Source organism: Devosia psychrophila, assembly GCF_000971275.1.
In the GTDB taxonomy this organism is placed as follows: domain Bacteria; phylum Pseudomonadota; class Alphaproteobacteria; order Rhizobiales; family Devosiaceae; genus Devosia; species Devosia psychrophila.
The window spans coordinates 1-16,491 of the sequence record NZ_LAPV01000075.1 but is presented as its reverse complement, the minus strand read 5'-3'; the positions used below and the strand labels follow the sequence as shown (position 1 = coordinate 16,491).

The 16,491-nt window shown below is 59.7% G+C and carries 18 protein-coding genes and 3 pseudogenes; 6 read left to right on the top strand and 15 right to left on the bottom strand.

The window, feature by feature from the left end; all coding sequences use genetic code 11:
• Window positions 1-6: 6 nt before the first annotated feature.
• From nuoG to WH91_RS22495, 9 genes are all read right to left on the bottom strand, one after another.
• Window positions 7-2,109, bottom strand: coding sequence for an NADH-quinone oxidoreductase subunit NuoG (gene nuoG, locus WH91_RS06245; protein ID WP_046170134.1), 2,103 nt, complete (start codon window positions 2,107-2,109; stop codon window positions 7-9).
• A 5-nt stretch (window positions 2,110-2,114) separates the two neighbouring features.
• Window positions 2,115-2,354 (bottom strand): hypothetical protein, encoded by a 240-nt coding sequence (locus tag WH91_RS06240; protein ID WP_046170133.1) that lies wholly within the window; start codon window positions 2,352-2,354, stop codon window positions 2,115-2,117.
• 6 nt (window positions 2,355-2,360) lie between these two features.
• Window positions 2,361-3,668, bottom strand: coding sequence for an NADH-quinone oxidoreductase subunit NuoF (gene nuoF, locus WH91_RS06235; protein WP_046170132.1), 1,308 nt, complete (start codon window positions 3,666-3,668; stop codon window positions 2,361-2,363).
• A gap of 11 nt (window positions 3,669-3,679) precedes the next feature.
• Window positions 3,680-5,023, bottom strand: coding sequence for an NADH-quinone oxidoreductase subunit NuoE (gene nuoE, locus WH91_RS23245; RefSeq protein WP_046170131.1), 1,344 nt, complete (start codon window positions 5,021-5,023; stop codon window positions 3,680-3,682).
• Window positions 5,023-6,216 (bottom strand): NADH-quinone oxidoreductase subunit D, encoded by a 1,194-nt coding sequence (locus WH91_RS06225; protein ID WP_046170130.1) that lies wholly within the window; start codon window positions 6,214-6,216, stop codon window positions 5,023-5,025. The genes nuoE and WH91_RS06225 overlap by 1 nt, the downstream gene beginning before the upstream one ends.
• On the bottom strand, window positions 6,213-6,830 hold the full coding sequence (locus WH91_RS06220) for an NADH-quinone oxidoreductase subunit C (protein ID WP_046170129.1): 618 nt from the start codon (window positions 6,828-6,830) through the stop codon (window positions 6,213-6,215). The genes WH91_RS06225 and WH91_RS06220 overlap by 4 nt, the downstream gene beginning before the upstream one ends.
• Before the next feature lie 11 nt (window positions 6,831-6,841).
• On the bottom strand, window positions 6,842-7,423 hold the full coding sequence (locus WH91_RS06215) for a NuoB/complex I 20 kDa subunit family protein (protein WP_046170128.1): 582 nt from the start codon (window positions 7,421-7,423) through the stop codon (window positions 6,842-6,844).
• Entirely contained in the window at window positions 7,414-7,779 is a 366-nt protein-coding gene (locus WH91_RS06210) for an NADH-quinone oxidoreductase subunit A (RefSeq protein ID WP_046170127.1), read from the bottom strand. The genes WH91_RS06215 and WH91_RS06210 overlap by 10 nt, the downstream gene beginning before the upstream one ends.
• A 382-nt stretch (window positions 7,780-8,161) precedes the next feature.
• Entirely contained in the window at window positions 8,162-8,740 is a 579-nt protein-coding gene (locus WH91_RS22495) for an outer membrane protein (protein ID WP_052952633.1), read from the bottom strand.
• A 344-nt stretch (window positions 8,741-9,084) separates the two neighbouring features.
• Here WH91_RS22495 and WH91_RS24165 point away from each other — a divergent pair.
• Both WH91_RS24165 and WH91_RS26065 read left to right on the top strand, forming a co-directional pair.
• Window positions 9,085-9,282, top strand: a pseudogene (locus WH91_RS24165) (transposase); the annotation flags it as partial.
• Window position 9,283: 1 nt separating this feature from the next.
• Window positions 9,284-9,410: pseudogene (locus WH91_RS26065) on the top strand (IS5/IS1182 family transposase); the annotation flags it as partial.
• A gap of 170 nt (window positions 9,411-9,580) precedes the next feature.
• On the opposite strand, the gene msrA reads toward WH91_RS26065, so the two are convergent.
• The gene (msrA, locus tag WH91_RS06195; RefSeq protein ID WP_046170126.1) at window positions 9,581-10,312 is read right to left on the bottom strand and encodes a peptide-methionine (S)-S-oxide reductase MsrA; all 732 of its coding nucleotides are present in this window, start codon (window positions 10,310-10,312) and stop codon (window positions 9,581-9,583) included.
• Window positions 10,313-11,017: 705 nt separating this feature from the next.
• On the opposite strand from msrA, the gene WH91_RS06185 reads away from it, so the two are divergent.
• From WH91_RS06185 to WH91_RS06175, 3 genes are all read left to right on the top strand, one after another.
• Complete coding sequence (locus WH91_RS06185; protein ID WP_046170156.1) at window positions 11,018-11,785, top strand: amino acid ABC transporter substrate-binding protein; 768 nt, start codon at window positions 11,018-11,020, stop codon at window positions 11,783-11,785.
• Window positions 11,786-11,864: 79 nt separating this feature from the next.
• Complete coding sequence (locus tag WH91_RS06180) at window positions 11,865-12,545, top strand: amino acid ABC transporter permease (protein WP_046170155.1); 681 nt, start codon at window positions 11,865-11,867, stop codon at window positions 12,543-12,545.
• Window positions 12,542-13,303, top strand: coding sequence for an amino acid ABC transporter ATP-binding protein (locus tag WH91_RS06175; RefSeq protein ID WP_046170124.1), 762 nt, complete (start codon window positions 12,542-12,544; stop codon window positions 13,301-13,303). Before WH91_RS06180 ends, WH91_RS06175 begins: the two co-directional genes overlap by 4 nt.
• 283 nt (window positions 13,304-13,586) lie before the next feature.
• Here WH91_RS06175 and WH91_RS06170 read toward each other — a convergent pair whose 3' ends face one another.
• The 5 genes from WH91_RS06170 to WH91_RS24590 form a co-directional block, all read right to left on the bottom strand.
• Entirely contained in the window at window positions 13,587-13,817 is a 231-nt protein-coding gene (locus WH91_RS06170) for a hypothetical protein (RefSeq protein ID WP_046170123.1), read from the bottom strand.
• A gap of 128 nt (window positions 13,818-13,945) precedes the next feature.
• Complete coding sequence (locus tag WH91_RS06165; protein ID WP_052952632.1) at window positions 13,946-15,220, bottom strand: ABC transporter permease family protein; 1,275 nt, start codon at window positions 15,218-15,220, stop codon at window positions 13,946-13,948.
• A complete protein-coding gene (locus WH91_RS25760) occupies window positions 15,217-15,621 on the bottom strand; it encodes an ATP-binding cassette domain-containing protein (RefSeq protein ID WP_280140247.1) in 405 nt (134 codons plus the stop codon). The genes WH91_RS06165 and WH91_RS25760 overlap by 4 nt, the downstream gene beginning before the upstream one ends.
• Entirely contained in the window at window positions 15,618-15,899 is a 282-nt protein-coding gene (locus WH91_RS25755) for an ATP-binding cassette domain-containing protein (RefSeq protein ID WP_052952630.1), read from the bottom strand. Before WH91_RS25755 ends, WH91_RS25760 begins: the two co-directional genes overlap by 4 nt.
• Window positions 15,900-15,911: 12 nt before the next feature.
• On the bottom strand, window positions 15,912-16,055 hold the full coding sequence (locus WH91_RS24590; RefSeq protein ID WP_158409524.1) for a hypothetical protein: 144 nt from the start codon (window positions 16,053-16,055) through the stop codon (window positions 15,912-15,914).
• A gap of 198 nt (window positions 16,056-16,253) precedes the next feature.
• Here WH91_RS24590 and WH91_RS06155 point away from each other — a divergent pair.
• Window positions 16,254-16,491: pseudogene (locus WH91_RS06155) on the top strand (IS21 family transposase); the annotation flags it as partial.

Genomic DNA, 16,491 nt, shown 5'->3' with positions numbered 1-16,491 from the left:
TACTCCCTACTCCGCAGCTTGCTGCAGGCTGGCGGCCGTAGCGGCACATTCGCCCATGACGGCGGATGACCGGGCAATCGGATTGGTCAGATAGAATTCAGACACTGCCGAGCCATACGGCGCCGACTTGGTCTTGATGACAGCCTTGGCCAGCTTGGCCACATCGGCGACGGATCCCGCCGCAATCTGGTCGATACGGGCCAGATGCGGGAATTCCGCATAGATAACCGAACGCAACTGAGTCAGCGAGTTGAACGGCAACGGCTTGCCGATGGCACCAGACAAGGCGCGAACGATCGCCCAGTCTTCCTTGGCGTCGCCCGGTGGGAACACGGCGCGGTTGGTCACCTGCACGCGGCCCTCGGTATTGACGTAAGTGCCCGACTTTTCGGTATATGTCGCAGCCGGCAGGATGACGTCGGCGCGGTTCGCACCGGCATCACCATGGCTGCCGATATAGACGACGAACGCCTTGCCCATGGCCGACGTATCGTATTCGTCAGCGCCGAGCAGGAACAGCACGTCGAGTTCGCCCTTGCCGGCCAGTGCGATCTGGTCTGCAGAACAAACGCCACCGTCATGCGGCACGAAACCGATGTCGAGACCGCCAACGCGGCTAGCCGCGTTGTGCAGCAGCGCAAGGCCGTTCCAGCCCTCGGCGACATTGCTGCCGGTTGCCAGCTTGGCGGCCAGTGCGATGGTGTCGCGACCGGCCTGCTTGCCGAGCGTGGCATGCGAAACCGCACTCTCGCCGACGATGATCAGCGGACGCTGTGCCTTGGCAAGGGTCTCGCCGAACGAGCCGTTTCCCGCGACCAAATCGGTTAGTGTCTCGAGGCCTTCACCGAGATAGGAGTATGTATAGGTCAGGTCGGCCTGTTCGCCGATCACGGCGATCGGCAGCCCCTTGGCGCGCCAGGTCTTGCGGATGCGCGCATTGATCAGCGCGGCTTCCTTGCGCGGATTGGCACCAATGATGACGATGGCATCAGCCTCTTCGATCCCGGCAATGGTCGGGTTGAAGATATAGGCCGAGCGCGGCATGGATGGATCGATGCCCGACATCGCCGGACGAACATCGGTCATGCCCGAGCCAATCGAAGCCAACAGCGCCTTAAGCGCATACATCTCCTCGACGGCAGCCAGATCACCGGCGATAGCGCCAACCTTGTTGCCGGCCTTCTTGATGCGTGCCGCAACGGCAGACAATGCTTCTTCCCAGCTCGCTGGCAGCAGCTTGCCGCCCTTGCGCACATAGGGACGATCGAGGCGCTGGCTCTTGAGGCCGTCCCAGATGAAGCGGGTCTTGTCGGAAATCCACTCTTCGTTGATGGCTTCGTTGATGCGCGGCAGGATGCGCATCACTTCGCGGCCACGGCTATCCACACGGATATTGCAGCCTACAGCATCCATCACGTCGATGGACTCGGTTTTGAGCAACTCCCAGGGACGCGCATTGAAGGCGTAGGGCTTGGAAGTCAGCGCACCAACAGGACAGAGATCGATGACATTGCCCTGCAGTTCGCTGCTCAGCGCCTTTTCGAGATAAGTCGTGATCTCGGCATCTTCGCCCCGCCCCAGCAAACCCATTTCGGCGATACCGGCAACTTCGGTGGTGAAACGCACACAACGCGTGCAGTGAATGCAGCGGTTCATCGATGTCTTGACCAACGGGCCGATGTACTTGTCCTCGACTGCACGCTTGTTTTCGGAGAAGCGGTTCTTGTCCACGCCATAGGCCATGGCCTGGTCCTGCAGATCGCACTCGCCGCCCTGATCGCAGATCGGGCAATCGAGCGGATGATTGATCAGCAGGAATTCCATCACGCCTTCGCGGGCCTTCTTGACCATCGGGGTGTTGGTGAACATTTCAGGCGGTTCGCCATTTGGGCCGAGACGCAGGTCCTTGACCGACATGGCGCAACTCGCCATGGGCTTGGGCGGGCCACCCTTGACCTCCACCAGGCACATGCGGCAATTGCCGGCCACCGACAGCCGCTCATGGTAGCAAAAGCGTGGAATCTCCGCGCCAGCCGCTTCAGCGGCCTGCATCAGCGTGTAGTAATCGGGAACTTCGACGAGCTGCCCGTCAACCTTGATATTTGCCATCAGCCCTACTCCGCAAAACCAACTGGGCTGAAGATGTCGAGACGCTTCTCGATCCGCAGCACTCGGTCTTCCAGTCGATCCACGCGCCGGTTCAGGCTGTTAAGCCCCTCCTCGACCGAGGTCATCCTGATCTTGATCTCGTGCACATCAAATTCGATACGCTCGAGACGCTCGTCCATCCGGCCGAGACGCTCATCGATACGACGCAACAGCACCAGAACGAGGTTGTCGGGTTCGTCAGCCATTAGCCCCTACTCCGCCGCAATCGACGGCACGGCGCCGTCGCTGGTGGACGAATATGTATACTGGTCGATACGCTGTTCGATGACATCGCGGAAGTTGCGGATCAGGCCCTGGACCGGCCACGCCGCAGCATCGCCGAGTGCACAGATAGTGTGCCCTTCGATCTGCTTGGTCACTTCGAACAGCATGTCGATTTCGCGCTTCTGAGCGCGGCCTTCGACCATGCGCTCCATGACGCGCATCATCCAGCCCGTGCCTTCGCGGCACGGCGTGCACTGACCACAGCTTTCGTGCTTGAAGAAAGCCGAGATGCGCCAGATGGCTTTGATGATATCGGTCGATTTGTCCATGACGATCATGCCGCCGGTGCCGAAGGACGACTTCTTCTCGCGCAGGCCGTCAAAGTCCATGATGACATCCATCATGTCTTCGCCACGAACCACAGGGCATGACGCGCCGCCGGGGATCACGGCCAGCAGGTTGTCCCAGCCGCCGCGAATGCCGCCGCAATGCTTTTCGATGATATCCTTGAAGCTTTCACCCAAGGCTTCCTCGAAGGTCGCCGGCTTGTTGACGTGGCCAGAGACCATCAACAGTTTGGTGCCGACATTGTTCGGCCGACCGATCGAGGAGAACCAGCCCGCCGAGCGGCGCAGGATTTCCGGCACGACGGCGATGGATTCTACGTTGTTGACGGTGGTCGGATTGCCATAAACGCCCATGCCGGCTGGAAATGGCGGCTTGAGCCGTGGCTGACCCTTCTTGCCTTCAAGGCTCTCCATCAGGGCGGTTTCTTCGCCGCAAATATACGCGCCGGCACCGTGGTGGACGATGATGTCCAAGTCCCAGCCGTGGATGTTGTCCTTGCCGATCAGCTTGGCCTCATAGGCCTCTTCGACGGCACGCTCGAGGCGTTCACGTTCACGCACGAATTCGCCGCGCACGTAGATGAACGCCAGGTTGGAATCCATGGCGCGGCAGGCAATCAGGCAGCCTTCGATCAGGTGGTGCGGATCGTGGCGCAGGATTTCGCGGTCCTTGCAGGTGCCCGGCTCGGATTCGTCGGCATTCACCAGCAGGTAATGCGGGCGGCCATCATTGACCTTGGGCATGAACGACCACTTAAGGCCGGTGGGGAAACCCGCACCGCCGCGGCCACGCAGGCCCGAGGCCTTAACCTCGTTGGTGATCCAGTCCCGACCCTGGTCGAGAAATTCCTTGGTGCCATTCCAGCCGCCGCGCTTGCGCGCGCCTTCGAGGCCCCAGTCGCCGTGGCCATAAAGGTTGGTGAAGATGCGATCCTTGTCAGCAAGCAATTCTCACACTCCTAACGCGGCTTCTTGCCGAAGACGCGGGTATATTCTTCCTCGCCGCCACGTGCGAGCACTTCGGCCTGAGCCAGCCAGTTGTCGCGCGCAACGCGACCCTTGAAGTTCAGCGAGCCTTCGACCAGATCGATCTGTTCTGGTGTCAGAGCGGCAACCTGGCTCCACTTGGTAATACCAAGTGCATTGATGCGGCGCTCCAGAACTGGGCCTACGCCCGAGATCAGCTTGAGGTCGTCCGCTGTGCCTTCAGGCGTCACGAACAGCGGGGCATCCCCGCCCTTTTCGGCGATAGGATTAACCTCTTTGGGGTTCGCCTTGGGAGCGATGATGGTCCGGCTCTTCTTGGCGCCGGTCGCGGTCGCGCCATCCGCAGGTGCGCTCGCAGCATTCTTGCCTGGAGCCTTGCCGCCGTCGATCTTGGCCGCGTCGGATTCAGCGCCAGTGGCTTCGGGACGCATGGCTTTGTTGGGCTCGCCATCGGCCTTAGCCGATGTGTCGGCAGCTTTGCGCTCATCCTCGGCCTTGGCTTCGCTAACCTTGGCATCAGCGGACGGTCCCTTGATGGCCGGGGCTGATTCCTCGGTCACGTCCTTGGGTCGGGCAGCTGTGGTCGGGGCTGGCGGTGCCGCTGGAGAAGCCGGTGCAGCGGGCGCTGCAGGTGCAGCCGGGCTGGCGGCCACTGTAGCTTCCGGCGGTGCCGGTGGTGGAACGAATTTCTCGCGATATGTGGTCGCTTCTTCAAGCAACACGACGCGACCGCCTTCAGGCGCAGCGTTGAGGCGGTCGATCTGGGTGCCGGCCTTGATCGTGTGGCCGTTGCCAGCAGCAAAGGCATCGATGATCTCGACAAGCCGGTCTTCGCTCAGGTCCTCATAGGTATCCTTGAAGATCGTCACCATCGGTGCGTTGACGCACGCCCCGGCGCACTCGACTTCTTCCCAGCTCATCGTACCGTCGGCACTGAGATGGTGCGGCTCGTGGTGGATCTTTCCCTTGCAGACTTCGATCAGCCGTTCGGCGCCGCGCAGCATACAGGGCGTCGTGCCGCAGACCTGAACATGGGCGCGCGTGCCGACGGGCTGCAACTGAAACTGCGTATAGAAGGTCGCGACTTCCAGCACCCGGATATAGGCCATGCCCAGCATATCGGCGACTTTTTCGATGCTTGCACGGCTGACCCAGCCGTCCTGCTCTTGCGCCCGCATAAGCAGCGGAATGACCGCGGACTGCTGCCGGCCGGTCGGGTACAAGCCGATCTTCCAGTCCGCCCAGGTGGCGTTCTCATTGTTGAAAACAAAGGCAGCCGGTTGAACCGACTCATCTGCAAGGCGACGCGCAACCATCAGCGATCAACCTCTCCGAACACGATATCGAGCGAGCCGAGAATGGCCGACACGTCAGCCAGCATGTGGCCGCGGCACAGGAAATCCATGGCCGACAAATGCGCAAAACCCGGAGCCCGGATTTTGCAGCGATAGGGCTTGTTGGTGCCGTCGCTGACCAGGTAGACGCCAAACTCACCCTTGGGGGCTTCGACGGCAGCATAGACCTCGCCTGCAGGAACCTTGTAGCCCTCGGTATAAAGCTTGAAGTGATGGATCAGGGCTTCCATCGACTTCTTCATGTCGTCCCGGTTCGGCGGAACGACCTTGCCATCGAGCGAGGACACGGGGCCCTTGCCTTCCGGCGCGTTCAGCTTGGCGACGCATTGCGCCATAATCCTGGTGGACTGGCGCATCTCTTCCATGCGGATGAGGTAGCGATCGAAGCAGTCGCCATTCTTGCCGATTGGAATATCAAATTCCATCTCATCATAGAGTTCGTAAGGCTGGCTCTTTCGCAGGTCCCATGCAGCGCCGGAGCCGCGAACCATGACGCCCGAGAAGCCCATGTTCCAAGCGTCTTCCAGCTTCACTACGCCGATGTCTACGTTGCGCTGCTTGAAGATGCGGTTTTCAGTCAGAAGTGTGTCGAGATCGACGATGAATTTTGGAAATTCAACGCAAAAGGTCCCGATGTCGTCGACCAGTGCTTGCGGCAGGTCCTGATGCACGCCGCCGGGACGGAAATAGCTTGCATGCATGCGAGCACCCGAAGCGCGCTCGTAGAAAATCATCAGCTTTTCGCGCCACTCGAAGCCCCAGACCGGTGGCGTCAGCGCACCTACGTCCATCGCCTGGGTGGTGACGTTCATAAGGTGAGACAGCAGCCGCCCGATTTCCGAATAGAGCACGCGGATCAACTGGCCACGGCGCGGCACTTCGAGCCGCAGCAGCTTTTCGACGGCCAGAGCGAAAGCATGCTCCTGGTTCATTGGCGCCACGTAGTCGAGGCGGTCGAAGTAAGGCACAGCCTGCAGGTAGGTCTTGGATTCGATAAGCTTTTCGGTGCCCCGATGCAGCAGCCCGATATGAGGATCGACGCGCTCGACGATTTCGCCATCGAGTTCAAGAATCAAACGCAACACACCATGCGCCGAGGGGTGCACGGGCCCAAAATTGATCGTGAAATTGCGGACTTCGGCTTCAACACTCATTGCTTGGCCTTCTCGTCACCGGGCAGCACGTAGTCCGTACCCTCCCAAGGTGACAGATAGTCGAACGAACGATATTCCTGCATGAGCTTTACCGGCTCATACACCACGCGCTTGCGCTCTTCGTCATAGCGCACCTCGACGAAACCCGTCGTCGGGAAGTCCTTGCGCAGCGGATGACCGTCAAAGCCGTAGTCGGTCAGGATGCGCCGCAGATCGCCATGGCCCGAGAACAGCATGCCATAAAGGTCATAGGCCTCGCGCTCGAACCATTCAGCGCCCTTGAAGACACTAGTAATGCTCGGGACCGGGTTCACGTCATCCGCCGTAAGCTTTACCCGAATGCGGTGATTCAGATACGGGCTCATGAAGTGATAGACGACATCGAAACGCTCGTCGCGGGCCGGATAGTCCGAGCCGCAGACATCGATGAAGCTGATGAAACGGCATCGGGAGTCGTCGCGCAAAAACGTTACCACGGCCACAATTGCGTCGCGCTGCACGGTCAGTGTCAGCTCGCCGTAGGCTACCTGCTGGGACAATACTGCATCGCCCAGCGCGCTCGCAATATGCTCACCGAGATCCACAAGCGGCTCGACCTGGGTCACTTCATCCATTCTCAGCGCCCCTAGCGTTCGATCGTGCCGGTGCGGCGAATTTTCTTCTGCAGCAGTAGAATGCCGTAAAGCAACGCTTCTGCAGTGGGAGGGCAGCCGGGGACATAGATGTCAACCGGAAGCACGCGGTCGCAACCACGGACGACCGAGTAGGAGTAGTGGTAGTAACCGCCGCCATTGGCGCAACTACCCATGGAAATGACATAGCGCGGCTCAGGCATCTGGTCATAGACCTTGCGCAGGGCGGGAGCCATCTTGTTGGTCAGCGTTCCCGCAACGATCAACACGTCGGACTGGCGCGGAGAAGCACGAGGTGCGGTGCCGAAACGCTCGACATCGTAGCGCGGCATAGACATCTGCATCATCTCGACGGCGCAGCAGGCAAGACCGGTCTGCATCCACATCAGCGAACCGGTGCGGGCCCAATTGACGAGTTGCGACACGGTCGAGACGAGAAAGCCCTTGTCGGCCAGTTCGTCCGTCACATCGGTGAAGAATGGATTGCTGCCCTCGGCAGGCTTGTTGCTGCGCGGGTCAACCAGCCCGGTCGGGCGCGGCACCACCATCGTACCGTTCTGTTCGCTCAATCCCATTCCAGGGCCCCTTTGCGCCATTCGTAGATAAAGCCGACGGTCAACACGCCGAGGAAGATCATCATTGACCAGAAACCGAACCAACCCACATCGCGGAACGCCACGGCCCAAGGGAAGAGGAACGCCACTTCAAGATCGAAAATAATAAAGAGAATCGAGACGAGATAGAATCGCACGTCGAATTTCATGCGAGCGTCGTCGAAGGCATCAAAACCGGCTTCGAACGCCGAAACCTTTTCCGGGTCCGGATTCTTCACTGCGATGATGAATGGCGCCACCAGCAGGGCCCCACCAATAACGGCGGCAATGCCAAGGAAGATGACAATCGGCAGATATTCGCTGAGCAAATCAGTCATGCGGCAGCCTGTTTTTAGTCCGGTCGGGCGACCGGGATACGCGGGCTGCGCAAGCAATTGGGGCGAGCGAACCGACGCGACAGTTGATGACTTGGGCTTAGACCTTTGCCTACCGGGATTCAAGGAAAAGAAAATCTGATAAAAATAATCATATATGGATAATGGCAAACCGGAAAACGCCAGTTTCCCGCTGCCCGTTCCGGCAGTGCGCTTTTGCCTGAATTGAGCACAATTCTGGAATGAACCCGTTTGCTGGGGCGCGGCGCTAAGCCGCATTCAAACACCAAAACCAAAACGGCGACCCAGTTGCCTGGGTCGCCGAATTGGGTTTGCAAGACGCTAGGTCGAGAGGGCGGCGAACCGCCCTGCCCGATTGCAGATGTTAGAAGTGGTAAGCAACGCCAACGGTTGCCTTGGCAGCTTCGAAGAACGAGTCCGAAGCGCCGTCAAAGTCGCCCTGGCCAACAACTTCACCGCGAACCGACACAGAGTCGGTCACTGCGAGTTCAACACCGCCACCGAGCTGATAGACGCCCTGGTTGAAGCCAGTGCGGCTGTTGGTGCCGAGGCCGCCGATTGCGTAGACCAGAACCGAGTCGGTCACTACAGCGCCGGCGCGCACGTTGACGAAGTACTCGCCAGTGCTCGGAGCAGCGTTGTTCCAGATGTAGTCAGCGGTAACTTCAGCACCGATCAGGAAAGGATCGACGGGGATGAAGTTCACGCCAACCGAAGCGCCAAGCACTCCTGCCGTGGAGTTCACTGGCGAGCCAGCATAAACAGTGCCGGTGCCGGTAAACTGGCCGCCGGCGCGAACGCCTGCATAGAGACCTTCCCAGTTGAAGCCAGCAGCTTCATAAATCGGCTCTGGCGTGGTTGGGATGATGAGGTCGGCTGCCTGAGCACCACCGACGAGCAGCGCGGCAGCAGCCACACCGATAGAAAGCGAACGTGCGAACATATCTTGCACTCCCATAGAGTTAACCGTAGTCGACTGACTAGATGCATCACCCTAACGCGCGTGACAAGCCTTTGGTCGCGTAAATTGGGCGGTTTGGCTAAGCGCAGGTGACCAATTGGGCGGAGGTGTTGCAGCATTGCCGCGCAATTGACCCAGTTTGATACAAATTGCATGGAACGCAGTCACCTTTTGCGGCCATGCGATGTCTCGAACCCGGCCTCAATACGTCACCTAAATGACAATCGAAAATCAAAACGACCCCGTCAAACGGAGCTGTGATTCGTTCTTAGAGACCGTTTGAGAAGTCCATTGCACGGTTTTTTCCGGCGTGATTCAAGCTTTGGATGTGGACCCCAGCGACGCTTGGCCGGATGGCCGAGATTGAGCAGAAGACCAAGCGCTACCCGACGGATCTGACTGAGGAGGAGTGGGCGCGGATACGGCGGTTCCTGCCTAGCCTTGCGAAGAACGGGCGTCCGGTTGAGACGGATTTGCGCGAGGTTTTGAACGCGATCTGCTATCTGGCCCGCTCTGGCGGGGGTCACCTTCGGATGGATGACCCGATGGCGGCGCCTCGTGCGAGACTTATGAGGAGCGTATCGATTGCTCCGAGGCCATGATCCACGTCGCCATCGGAAGTCTCCTCCTCAGGCCCATCGCCCACAAATAGGAGTGCTCAAACCGACTCTTAGGACTGTGGATCCCGACCCTTTGAAATGGACCTTGGCGCCCACTGTGAACTGGTCCTTCGCATCGCAGCCAGGTTCAGACGAAAAGCCATGTAGGTACTCAGCGTCGAAAAAATTGCCGAACCACCACAGCGCAGTCCGGCAACCGAGATTAGAGCGTGCCCACCAACACGGGTTCGTCGCGATAGGCGTCGGGGAACAACTGCTTCAGCGCGGCGACCTTGGGCAGATCATTGACCACGATATAGGGGTAGGTCGGGTTGAGCGTCAGGAAATCCTGATGATACTGCTCGGCGGCGTAGAAAGTCTTCTGAGGCTCGACAGTGGTAACAATCGGCCCATCGAACAGGCCGGTCTCATCCAGCTGAGCAATATAAGCCTTAGCGTAACCAGTTTGCTCGTCGTTAAGTGGAAAAATGGTCGAACGATACTGAGTGCCGTGGTCTGGACCTTGGTAATTCAATTGGGTCGGGTTGTGAGCAACCGAGAAGTAAATCTGCAGCAGGTCGCCGTAGCTGACTACGGACGGATCATATGTGACCTGGATGGACTCGGCATGGCCGGTGCTGCCGTTGCTGCTCTGGTCATACGTGGCGGTATCAGCGGCGCCGCCGGCATAGCCGGAGACGGCCTTGGTAACGCCGGCCACGTGCTGGAACACGCCCTGCACACCCCAGAAGCAGCCGCCGGCAAACACCGCCGTTGCACTGGCGCTGGTTTCATTCAACGTAGTTGCAGGCGCCGGAATTTCGACAGGCGCCTCTTGGGCGTCTACGGGCCGGTTCCAGAGGCCAAAGGCCAAAGCAGGCAGGAGCAACATTGCAGCGAGCACGGCGCGCTTCGGCTGGGTGCGGGCAACGGTGGCGGTAGTTGAGCGGGACATTGGCGATCCTCTAGGGGCGATATGCACGTCAGTTCGGCTTATATGCGCCTACGGTTACATTGGATCATGGCCTTCACGGTGACTTGAAGGCCACCGTGCTAGTCAGAGCGTCGCCGGCGATTGCCGATGCTGCCCGCGTAAACAGCCTGATCGCGACCTTTCCTCCAACTGCCGCTTCGCGATTGCTATTGTGGTCAATCTCGAAGCGCGACCGGTGAAACACTATTCGGTTGGAAACGTCCCGGAGGGTGAATTCGGTCAAGAGGTCATCCTCCCGCAGGCGCCCGCTTCGCTCAGCGCCATTAGCCCTAGCAGTTCGTCACGCACCATGTGACCGTTGTGGATGGCCGTGCCGGTCAGTGGCGTAGCGGCCATTTACCGACCAGACGTCGGATTCGCCCGCTTCAAATGCGAGGACGTGCGGTGTCTGAGTTGATCATGTTGACGCTTGTGTGATCGTTCAAAGTCAACGGAAAACGGGCTATGCAGTTCCACGTCGATGCCGATGTAGCCGTGCGCCATGCCTTCCCTGAAGCGTTCAGCGCAACGGAGCGCTACAAAAACCTGCGTTTTGAGCATCGGCATATCGACGCTTGGCGGCTCGGGAAAACATCCGTCCAACCAGTTGAATCCGCCAACGGAGAGGTGCAGTTTCCGAGCCAGAAATGCCGGTCAGCAAGTGAAGCGGCAAATGAGGAGAAGACTATGAAACTCTCGAAGTGGCTTTTGGCCATTGGTGTGCTGGCCTTGGCAACGCCGACGTTCGCCCAGTCCGCGCTTGATACGGTCAAGCAGGCCGACGCGCTCCGCATCGGCACAGAAGGCACCTATGCCCCCTTCACCTTCCACGACAGCACTAACGAACTCGTTGGCTTCGACGTTGAAATCGGCCGCGCCATCGCCAAGCATCTTGGTGTCGAGGCTGAGTTTGTCGAGGGTCCATGGGATGGACTGATCGCCGGCATCGATGCGAACCGCTATGACGTCGTCATCAACCAGGTCGGCATCAATGCGGACCGCCAATCCAAATACGACTTCTCCGAACCCTATATCGCGTCGAAGGCTGCCCTCGTGGTCCGCGGTGACAATACCGAGATCACCAGCTTCGAGACCTTGAGCGGGAAGAAGGCGGCCCAGACCCTCACCAGCAACTTCGGCAAGCTGGCCGAGCAGTACGGCGCTGAACTCGTGGCAACGGAAGGCTTCGACCAGTCTGTCGCCTTGGTGCTTCAGGGTCGTGCCGATGCGACTATCAACGACAGCCTGTCGTTCTTCGACTTCAAGACTCAGCAACCTGATGCCGACGTCAAGGTCGTCGCCACGGCAGCGGACGCGGACTTCTCTGGCGTCCTGCTGGCGAAGGGCAAGCCGGAACTGCTGGCCGCCATCAACGAGGCGCTCGCGGCCATCAAGGCCGACGGCACCTATGCCACGATCTCGCAGAAGTATTTCGGCGAGGACGTCTCGCAGTAGCGAAAGCGCCGGCTAGCAACTAGAAGGATCGGGCGACCAGATCGCCCGATCCTTCTTGCATGAACTGATGGAAACCGCGATGTCACCCTGGCTTTCCCTGATGATCGAGTCGCTGCCCTCCCTGCTCTGGGCATGCCTCCTCTTCACGGTGCCGCTGACACTGCTGTCTTTTGCACTGGGTCTGGGTCTCGGGTTCGTCGCCGCTATCACGCGGCTCTTTGCGCCGAAGCCATTCGCAATGGTGGTTCGCTTCTATGTCTGGATCATCCGCGGCACTCCGCTGCTGGTGCAGCTATTCCTGATTTTTTATGGTCTGCCCAGCGCAGGCATCGTGTTGGATGCCTTTCCGGCCGCATTGATAGGCTTCACGCTCAACGTGGGCGCATATACGTCCGAGATCATCCGGGCAGTCTTGCTATCTGTGCCCAAAGGCCAATGGGAAGCGGCTTATTCCATTGGCATGACCTGGGCACAGGCACTGCGCCGTACCATTCTGCCACAGGCGACGCGGATTGCCGTGCCGCCGCTGTCCAACACCTTCATATCACTGGTCAAGGACACCTCCCTCGCCGCGGCGATCACCGTTCCCGAGCTGTTTCGCGCTGGGCAACGAATCGTCGCCACCAGCTATGAACCACTGATCCTCTACGTAGAAGTTGCGCTGATTTATCTGGTGGTCAGTTCCGTGCTGTCCAGCCTGCAGGCCCGCGTCGAAAAGCGCTTCTCACGCTACGGCGGCTACATGGAGGCCGCATCATGATCGCCGTCGAAAATATCCATAAGAGCTTCAACGGCGCCGAGGTGCTGAAGGGTGTGAGTCTAACTGTCCCGGAGGGCAGCGTCACCGCCTTGATCGGCCCGTCCGGTAGCGGCAAGAGCACGTTGCTTCGCTGCGTGAACCTGCTCGAAACACCGCAATCGGGGCGCGTTCGCATCGATGGCGCGGTCGTCGACTTTGAGCCTGGCCGCAAGGTCGACCGAGCCGATGTCCTGGCGCTGCGGCGCAAGACCGGCATGGTATTCCAGAATTTCCAGCTTTTCCCGCACCTTACGGCGCTTGAGAACGTCATGGAGGGACTGCTGACGGTCCTCAAATGGTCGCGTCAGGATGCGCGCCGGCGAGCCACGGAACTACTCGACAAGGTTGGCATGAGTGATAAGGCGGATGCCTGGCCTGCAAACCTCTCAGGCGGTCAGCAGCAGCGCGTGGCGATTGCCCGGGCGCTTGCCCCCTCGCCCAAAGTCTTGCTATGCGACGAGCCGACCTCTGCACTCGATCCGCAACTGGCAGGTGAGGTGGTTGAGGTTTTGGCCCAATTGGCGCGCGAGGGTACTACCATGCTGATGGCCACCCACGACCTGCGCCTGGCATCGACCATTGCCAGTAATGTGCTGTTTCTCGACGGCGGAAACATCGTCGAGTCTGGCCCGTCCGCCCAGGTCTTTGGCAGCCCGGTCGATCCGCGTACCAAGCGCTTTGTGTCGTCGCTGGCGTCAGTATCGATCGGACAAGGCTAAAAACGTATCAAGTTTGTGGAACAACCGGGCGTTCCGGGGATGTCCCGGCGATACGGAAAGCTCAATCAACGGCGACATGCGATCTTTCTGGCCGTCGGCCAGAAGTTTGAACAGGTCGAGGCTGTGGTCAAGTGCAATGCGGATTGACTGTTTCTAGATGACCCCGTGGCAAAGCAATTGTTTGCCGACTAGCTACTTATAGGCTGACATCGGAATGACCGAGTATGAGCGACCATTCGGTTTTGGGAAACTCGTCGCTGCGGCCGATCTTGGCCGCGTCGGTTCAATCTTCGACGGTTTCCGTGGCTTTGGTTATTGCCAGATCTTGAAATTGCAAGGCCTCGTCGGGTGACTTGTCAACGATGCTGATCATGGCCGCAAAGGCGGCGAGCCGGATGTCCTTCTTGGATGCCTTCGGATGAGCTTTGCCGATTTCCTTTTGCAGCTGCTTGGAGGTTATGCCTGGCTTGACGAGGGACAGGAGGGTGGCCTCGATATCGCTTTGCTTGCTCATGAAATTGCCTTTGTTGGTTTTAATCGAGCAGACATAGGCCGGTCTTTCTGGCGATCAGTCATTCAGAGCTCCTGAAGGCTTTGTTGGCTGCCAGAAATCACGTCGGGGCGACTATACGGTGACACTCGTCATGACCTAGCAAATGGAGCTAACGCAGGCCCTCGATGACTGGGCGGCGGTAGATCAGCAGTGCGGGAATGGTGGCCAATACCAGACACAGCACAATGACAGCGCCAGTCAGACCTAGCTCGCGCCAACCGACCACCGCCTGCATGGCGATCCCCGTCGATTGAGCTATCGCGGCTGACAAGAGCACAGCCACTGCCCAATCCAGCACAAGGCCGATCAGCGCGCCGGAAACCACCAGTGCAGTCACATAGGCACAGACGGTGGCAAATGAAACTCGGCGAGGCGCCCAGCGCTCTCAGCACAGCGAAGCGCTGGCGCTGCAAGTCAAGGATAGCAACGATGCCGGCAAGGATCGCCGCCACCATCACCAGCCCCTGCGAGGCCAGGGTCAGCCCACCCATGATGACGGTCACATCTCCCAGCACAGCATAGAGACCGACCAGGACCTCGGCAGGAAAGAAGGCCGTGGATTGCTCCGTCCGATACTGACCGCGTAGGCCATAGGCGGCGGCAACGTCGCGTGGCTTGACCACCATGGCCGGAATGCCGGGCAGCGGTCGCGCCTCAAACGGTGGGCCGATACGCATGTCACCAGCTGTGTGGCCAGTCCCCAGGCCATGCGCTTCCCAATCATATTCGATCGGCACCACACTAGCGCGATCCCAAGGCGTGCCGGTGGGCAGCATGCGGCCCACGACGGTGATGCCATGGTGGTCACCCTCGTGTTCGTGTTCGTGGTCGTGAGCCTCGGCCTCGAGCGCATCCGCTGCCGCATCGGCATCGATGCCACCGGCTTCGGTCCTGTGATGCACTTCGAGTTCATCGCCCAGCGAGAACGGCGCCAAAGCCCCCACCACCGCCTCGTTGATCTGGGCAAACATCCGCCCTTCCCCGAGCCCGCCGGACAGATACTCGACAAATGGCGCGATGGTTCCCACTAGCGGCGCGCCATCTATGCTGCCGCCAAAGCCGATCGGCGCGACAAACTCGGTCGCGGGCTCGGCCAATAAGGATGCGCTGACTGCCGGGTCGAGCAGTTCCACTGCGCTTGGGTTGAGATAGACCGTGGACAGAAGCACGTCATTGAAGCTGCCGGGCGCGGCCACGATCAGATCGAACTTGTCGGCCGCCCGTACACTGCCGCTGCGCAACGCGCGCTCCTGTGCGGAAATGGCTTTGCCAAAGGCGACGACCAAGGCGACGACGACCACGAACAGCACTGAAGTAAAACCATTGCGGCGCAGGCTGGCCCAGACGATTGGCAACGGGTTCATGATGCTGCCTTGGAAACGATGCGCACTGGGTGCCCGTGCTCGAGCGCAATGGTAAGGTCTGCGGCCGCAAGCAGCGCTGGATCATGGCTGGCGACGATCACTGTACGACCCTCGGCATGAGCCAATCGTGCCAATGCGGCGATCACCACGGCGCCCGACGCTGCGTCAAGGCTCGCCGTTGGTTCGTCGGCAAAAATTACTGCAGGATCAAACATCAGGGCCCGGGCGATGGCCACGCGTTGCTGCTCGCCGCGCGACAGCAGCGCTGTGCTCGTTCGATTGCGCGGAACCCCGAGATTATCCAGCAATTCTGCCGCCCGCTGTCGCCACGGTGCGGCGGAGGCGTGGCCGAACCAGGCGGGGACCAGCACGTTGGCAAGGGGATCGAGCTCTTCGGTCAGGTGGAAATTCTGGAAGATGAAGCCGGCATGAGCCGGCGCCAGCCGTCTCGCTGAGGTTCATTCAGGCCGACCAAATCGGTGTCGGCCCATTCCAGGCTACCGAAATCGGGCAACAGCAGCCCGGACAGCAAATACAGCAGACTGGATTTGCCCGCACCCGAAGGGCCATCGAGTACTGTCAGCGTTCCGGATGCGATACGTAGCGCAGGCAGATCGATGATGGTTTCGCCGCCAAGGTCGAGCCGAAGTCCGGCGACTGCACAGTTCAGGCCGGCCATGGCAGGACTATCCTAAAGCTTGCGGTAGCGGACATCCATCAGGCGCAGGAAACTGGCAAAGCCGGTATCTGCGTCGGTCTTGAACCCAGTTTCGAAACGCCCTTCGGCCATGATCAACGTCGAAAATCGCACCACGTCGATCGGGTCGGCCGCCATGCTGGCCGATTGAGCCTACAATTTCCTGTCGGCAATCGCCTGCGCAGCAACCTTCATCTTGTGGATCAATGAGTCCTGCCCCTCGTCTGTTGATTGCCGCTGAGATCTGACCCTTTAAGGGCATAAGTTTTCACTGAGATCTGACCCATGTTTTGATCGTTCCCTGGCTGTTGGTCGGGGAGCACTGGAGTGATCGACATGGCGTTATTGAGCGTAATCCGGCGCTGGCATTTCCGTGAGGGGATGCCGATCCGGGAGATTGAGCGGCGCACTGGATTGTCGCGCAACACCATTCGCAAGTATCTGCGGGCCGACACGGTGGAGCCGAAGTTCAAGGTTCCTGCGCGGCCCAGCAAGCTTGATCGGTTTGCGCAAAAGCTCTCCGACTGGCTGCGCGTGGAAGCCGGTAAATCGCGCAAGCAGCGGCGCACGGCCA

Bases quoted from the DNA above. Each gene is read 5' to 3' on its own strand.
- nuoG (WP_046170134.1), bottom strand. From the start codon at position 2,109: ATGGCAAATATCAAGGTTGACGGGCAGCTCGTCGAAGTTCCCGATTAC.
- WH91_RS06240 (WP_046170133.1), bottom strand. From the start codon at position 2,354: ATGGCTGACGAACCCGACAACCTCGTTCTGGTGCTGTTGCGTCGTATC.
- nuoE (WP_046170131.1), bottom strand. From the start codon at position 5,023: ATGGTTGCGCGTCGCCTTGCAGATGAGTCGGTTCAACCGGCTGCCTTT.
- WH91_RS06225 (WP_046170130.1), bottom strand. From the start codon at position 6,216: ATGAGTGTTGAAGCCGAAGTCCGCAATTTCACGATCAATTTTGGGCCC.
- WH91_RS06220 (WP_046170129.1), bottom strand. From the start codon at position 6,830: ATGGATGAAGTGACCCAGGTCGAGCCGCTTGTGGATCTCGGTGAGCAT.
- WH91_RS06215 (WP_046170128.1), bottom strand. From the start codon at position 7,423: ATGGGATTGAGCGAACAGAACGGTACGATGGTGGTGCCGCGCCCGACC.
- WH91_RS06210 (WP_046170127.1), bottom strand. From the start codon at position 7,779: ATGACTGATTTGCTCAGCGAATATCTGCCGATTGTCATCTTCCTTGGC.
- WH91_RS22495 (WP_052952633.1), bottom strand. From the start codon at position 8,740: ATGTTCGCACGTTCGCTTTCTATCGGTGTGGCTGCTGCCGCGCTGCTC.
- msrA (WP_046170126.1), bottom strand. From the start codon at position 10,312: ATGTCCCGCTCAACTACCGCCACCGTTGCCCGCACCCAGCCGAAGCGC.
- WH91_RS06185 (WP_046170156.1), top strand. From the start codon at position 11,018: ATGAAACTCTCGAAGTGGCTTTTGGCCATTGGTGTGCTGGCCTTGGCA.
- WH91_RS06180 (WP_046170155.1), top strand. From the start codon at position 11,865: ATGTCACCCTGGCTTTCCCTGATGATCGAGTCGCTGCCCTCCCTGCTC.
- WH91_RS06175 (WP_046170124.1), top strand. From the start codon at position 12,542: ATGATCGCCGTCGAAAATATCCATAAGAGCTTCAACGGCGCCGAGGTG.
- WH91_RS06170 (WP_046170123.1), bottom strand. From the start codon at position 13,817: ATGAGCAAGCAAAGCGATATCGAGGCCACCCTCCTGTCCCTCGTCAAG.
- WH91_RS06165 (WP_052952632.1), bottom strand. From the start codon at position 15,220: ATGAACCCGTTGCCAATCGTCTGGGCCAGCCTGCGCCGCAATGGTTTT.
- WH91_RS25755 (WP_052952630.1), bottom strand. From the start codon at position 15,899: ATGGCCGGCCTGAACTGTGCAGTCGCCGGACTTCGGCTCGACCTTGGC.
- WH91_RS24590 (WP_158409524.1), bottom strand. From the start codon at position 16,055: ATGGCGGCCGACCCGATCGACGTGGTGCGATTTTCGACGTTGATCATG.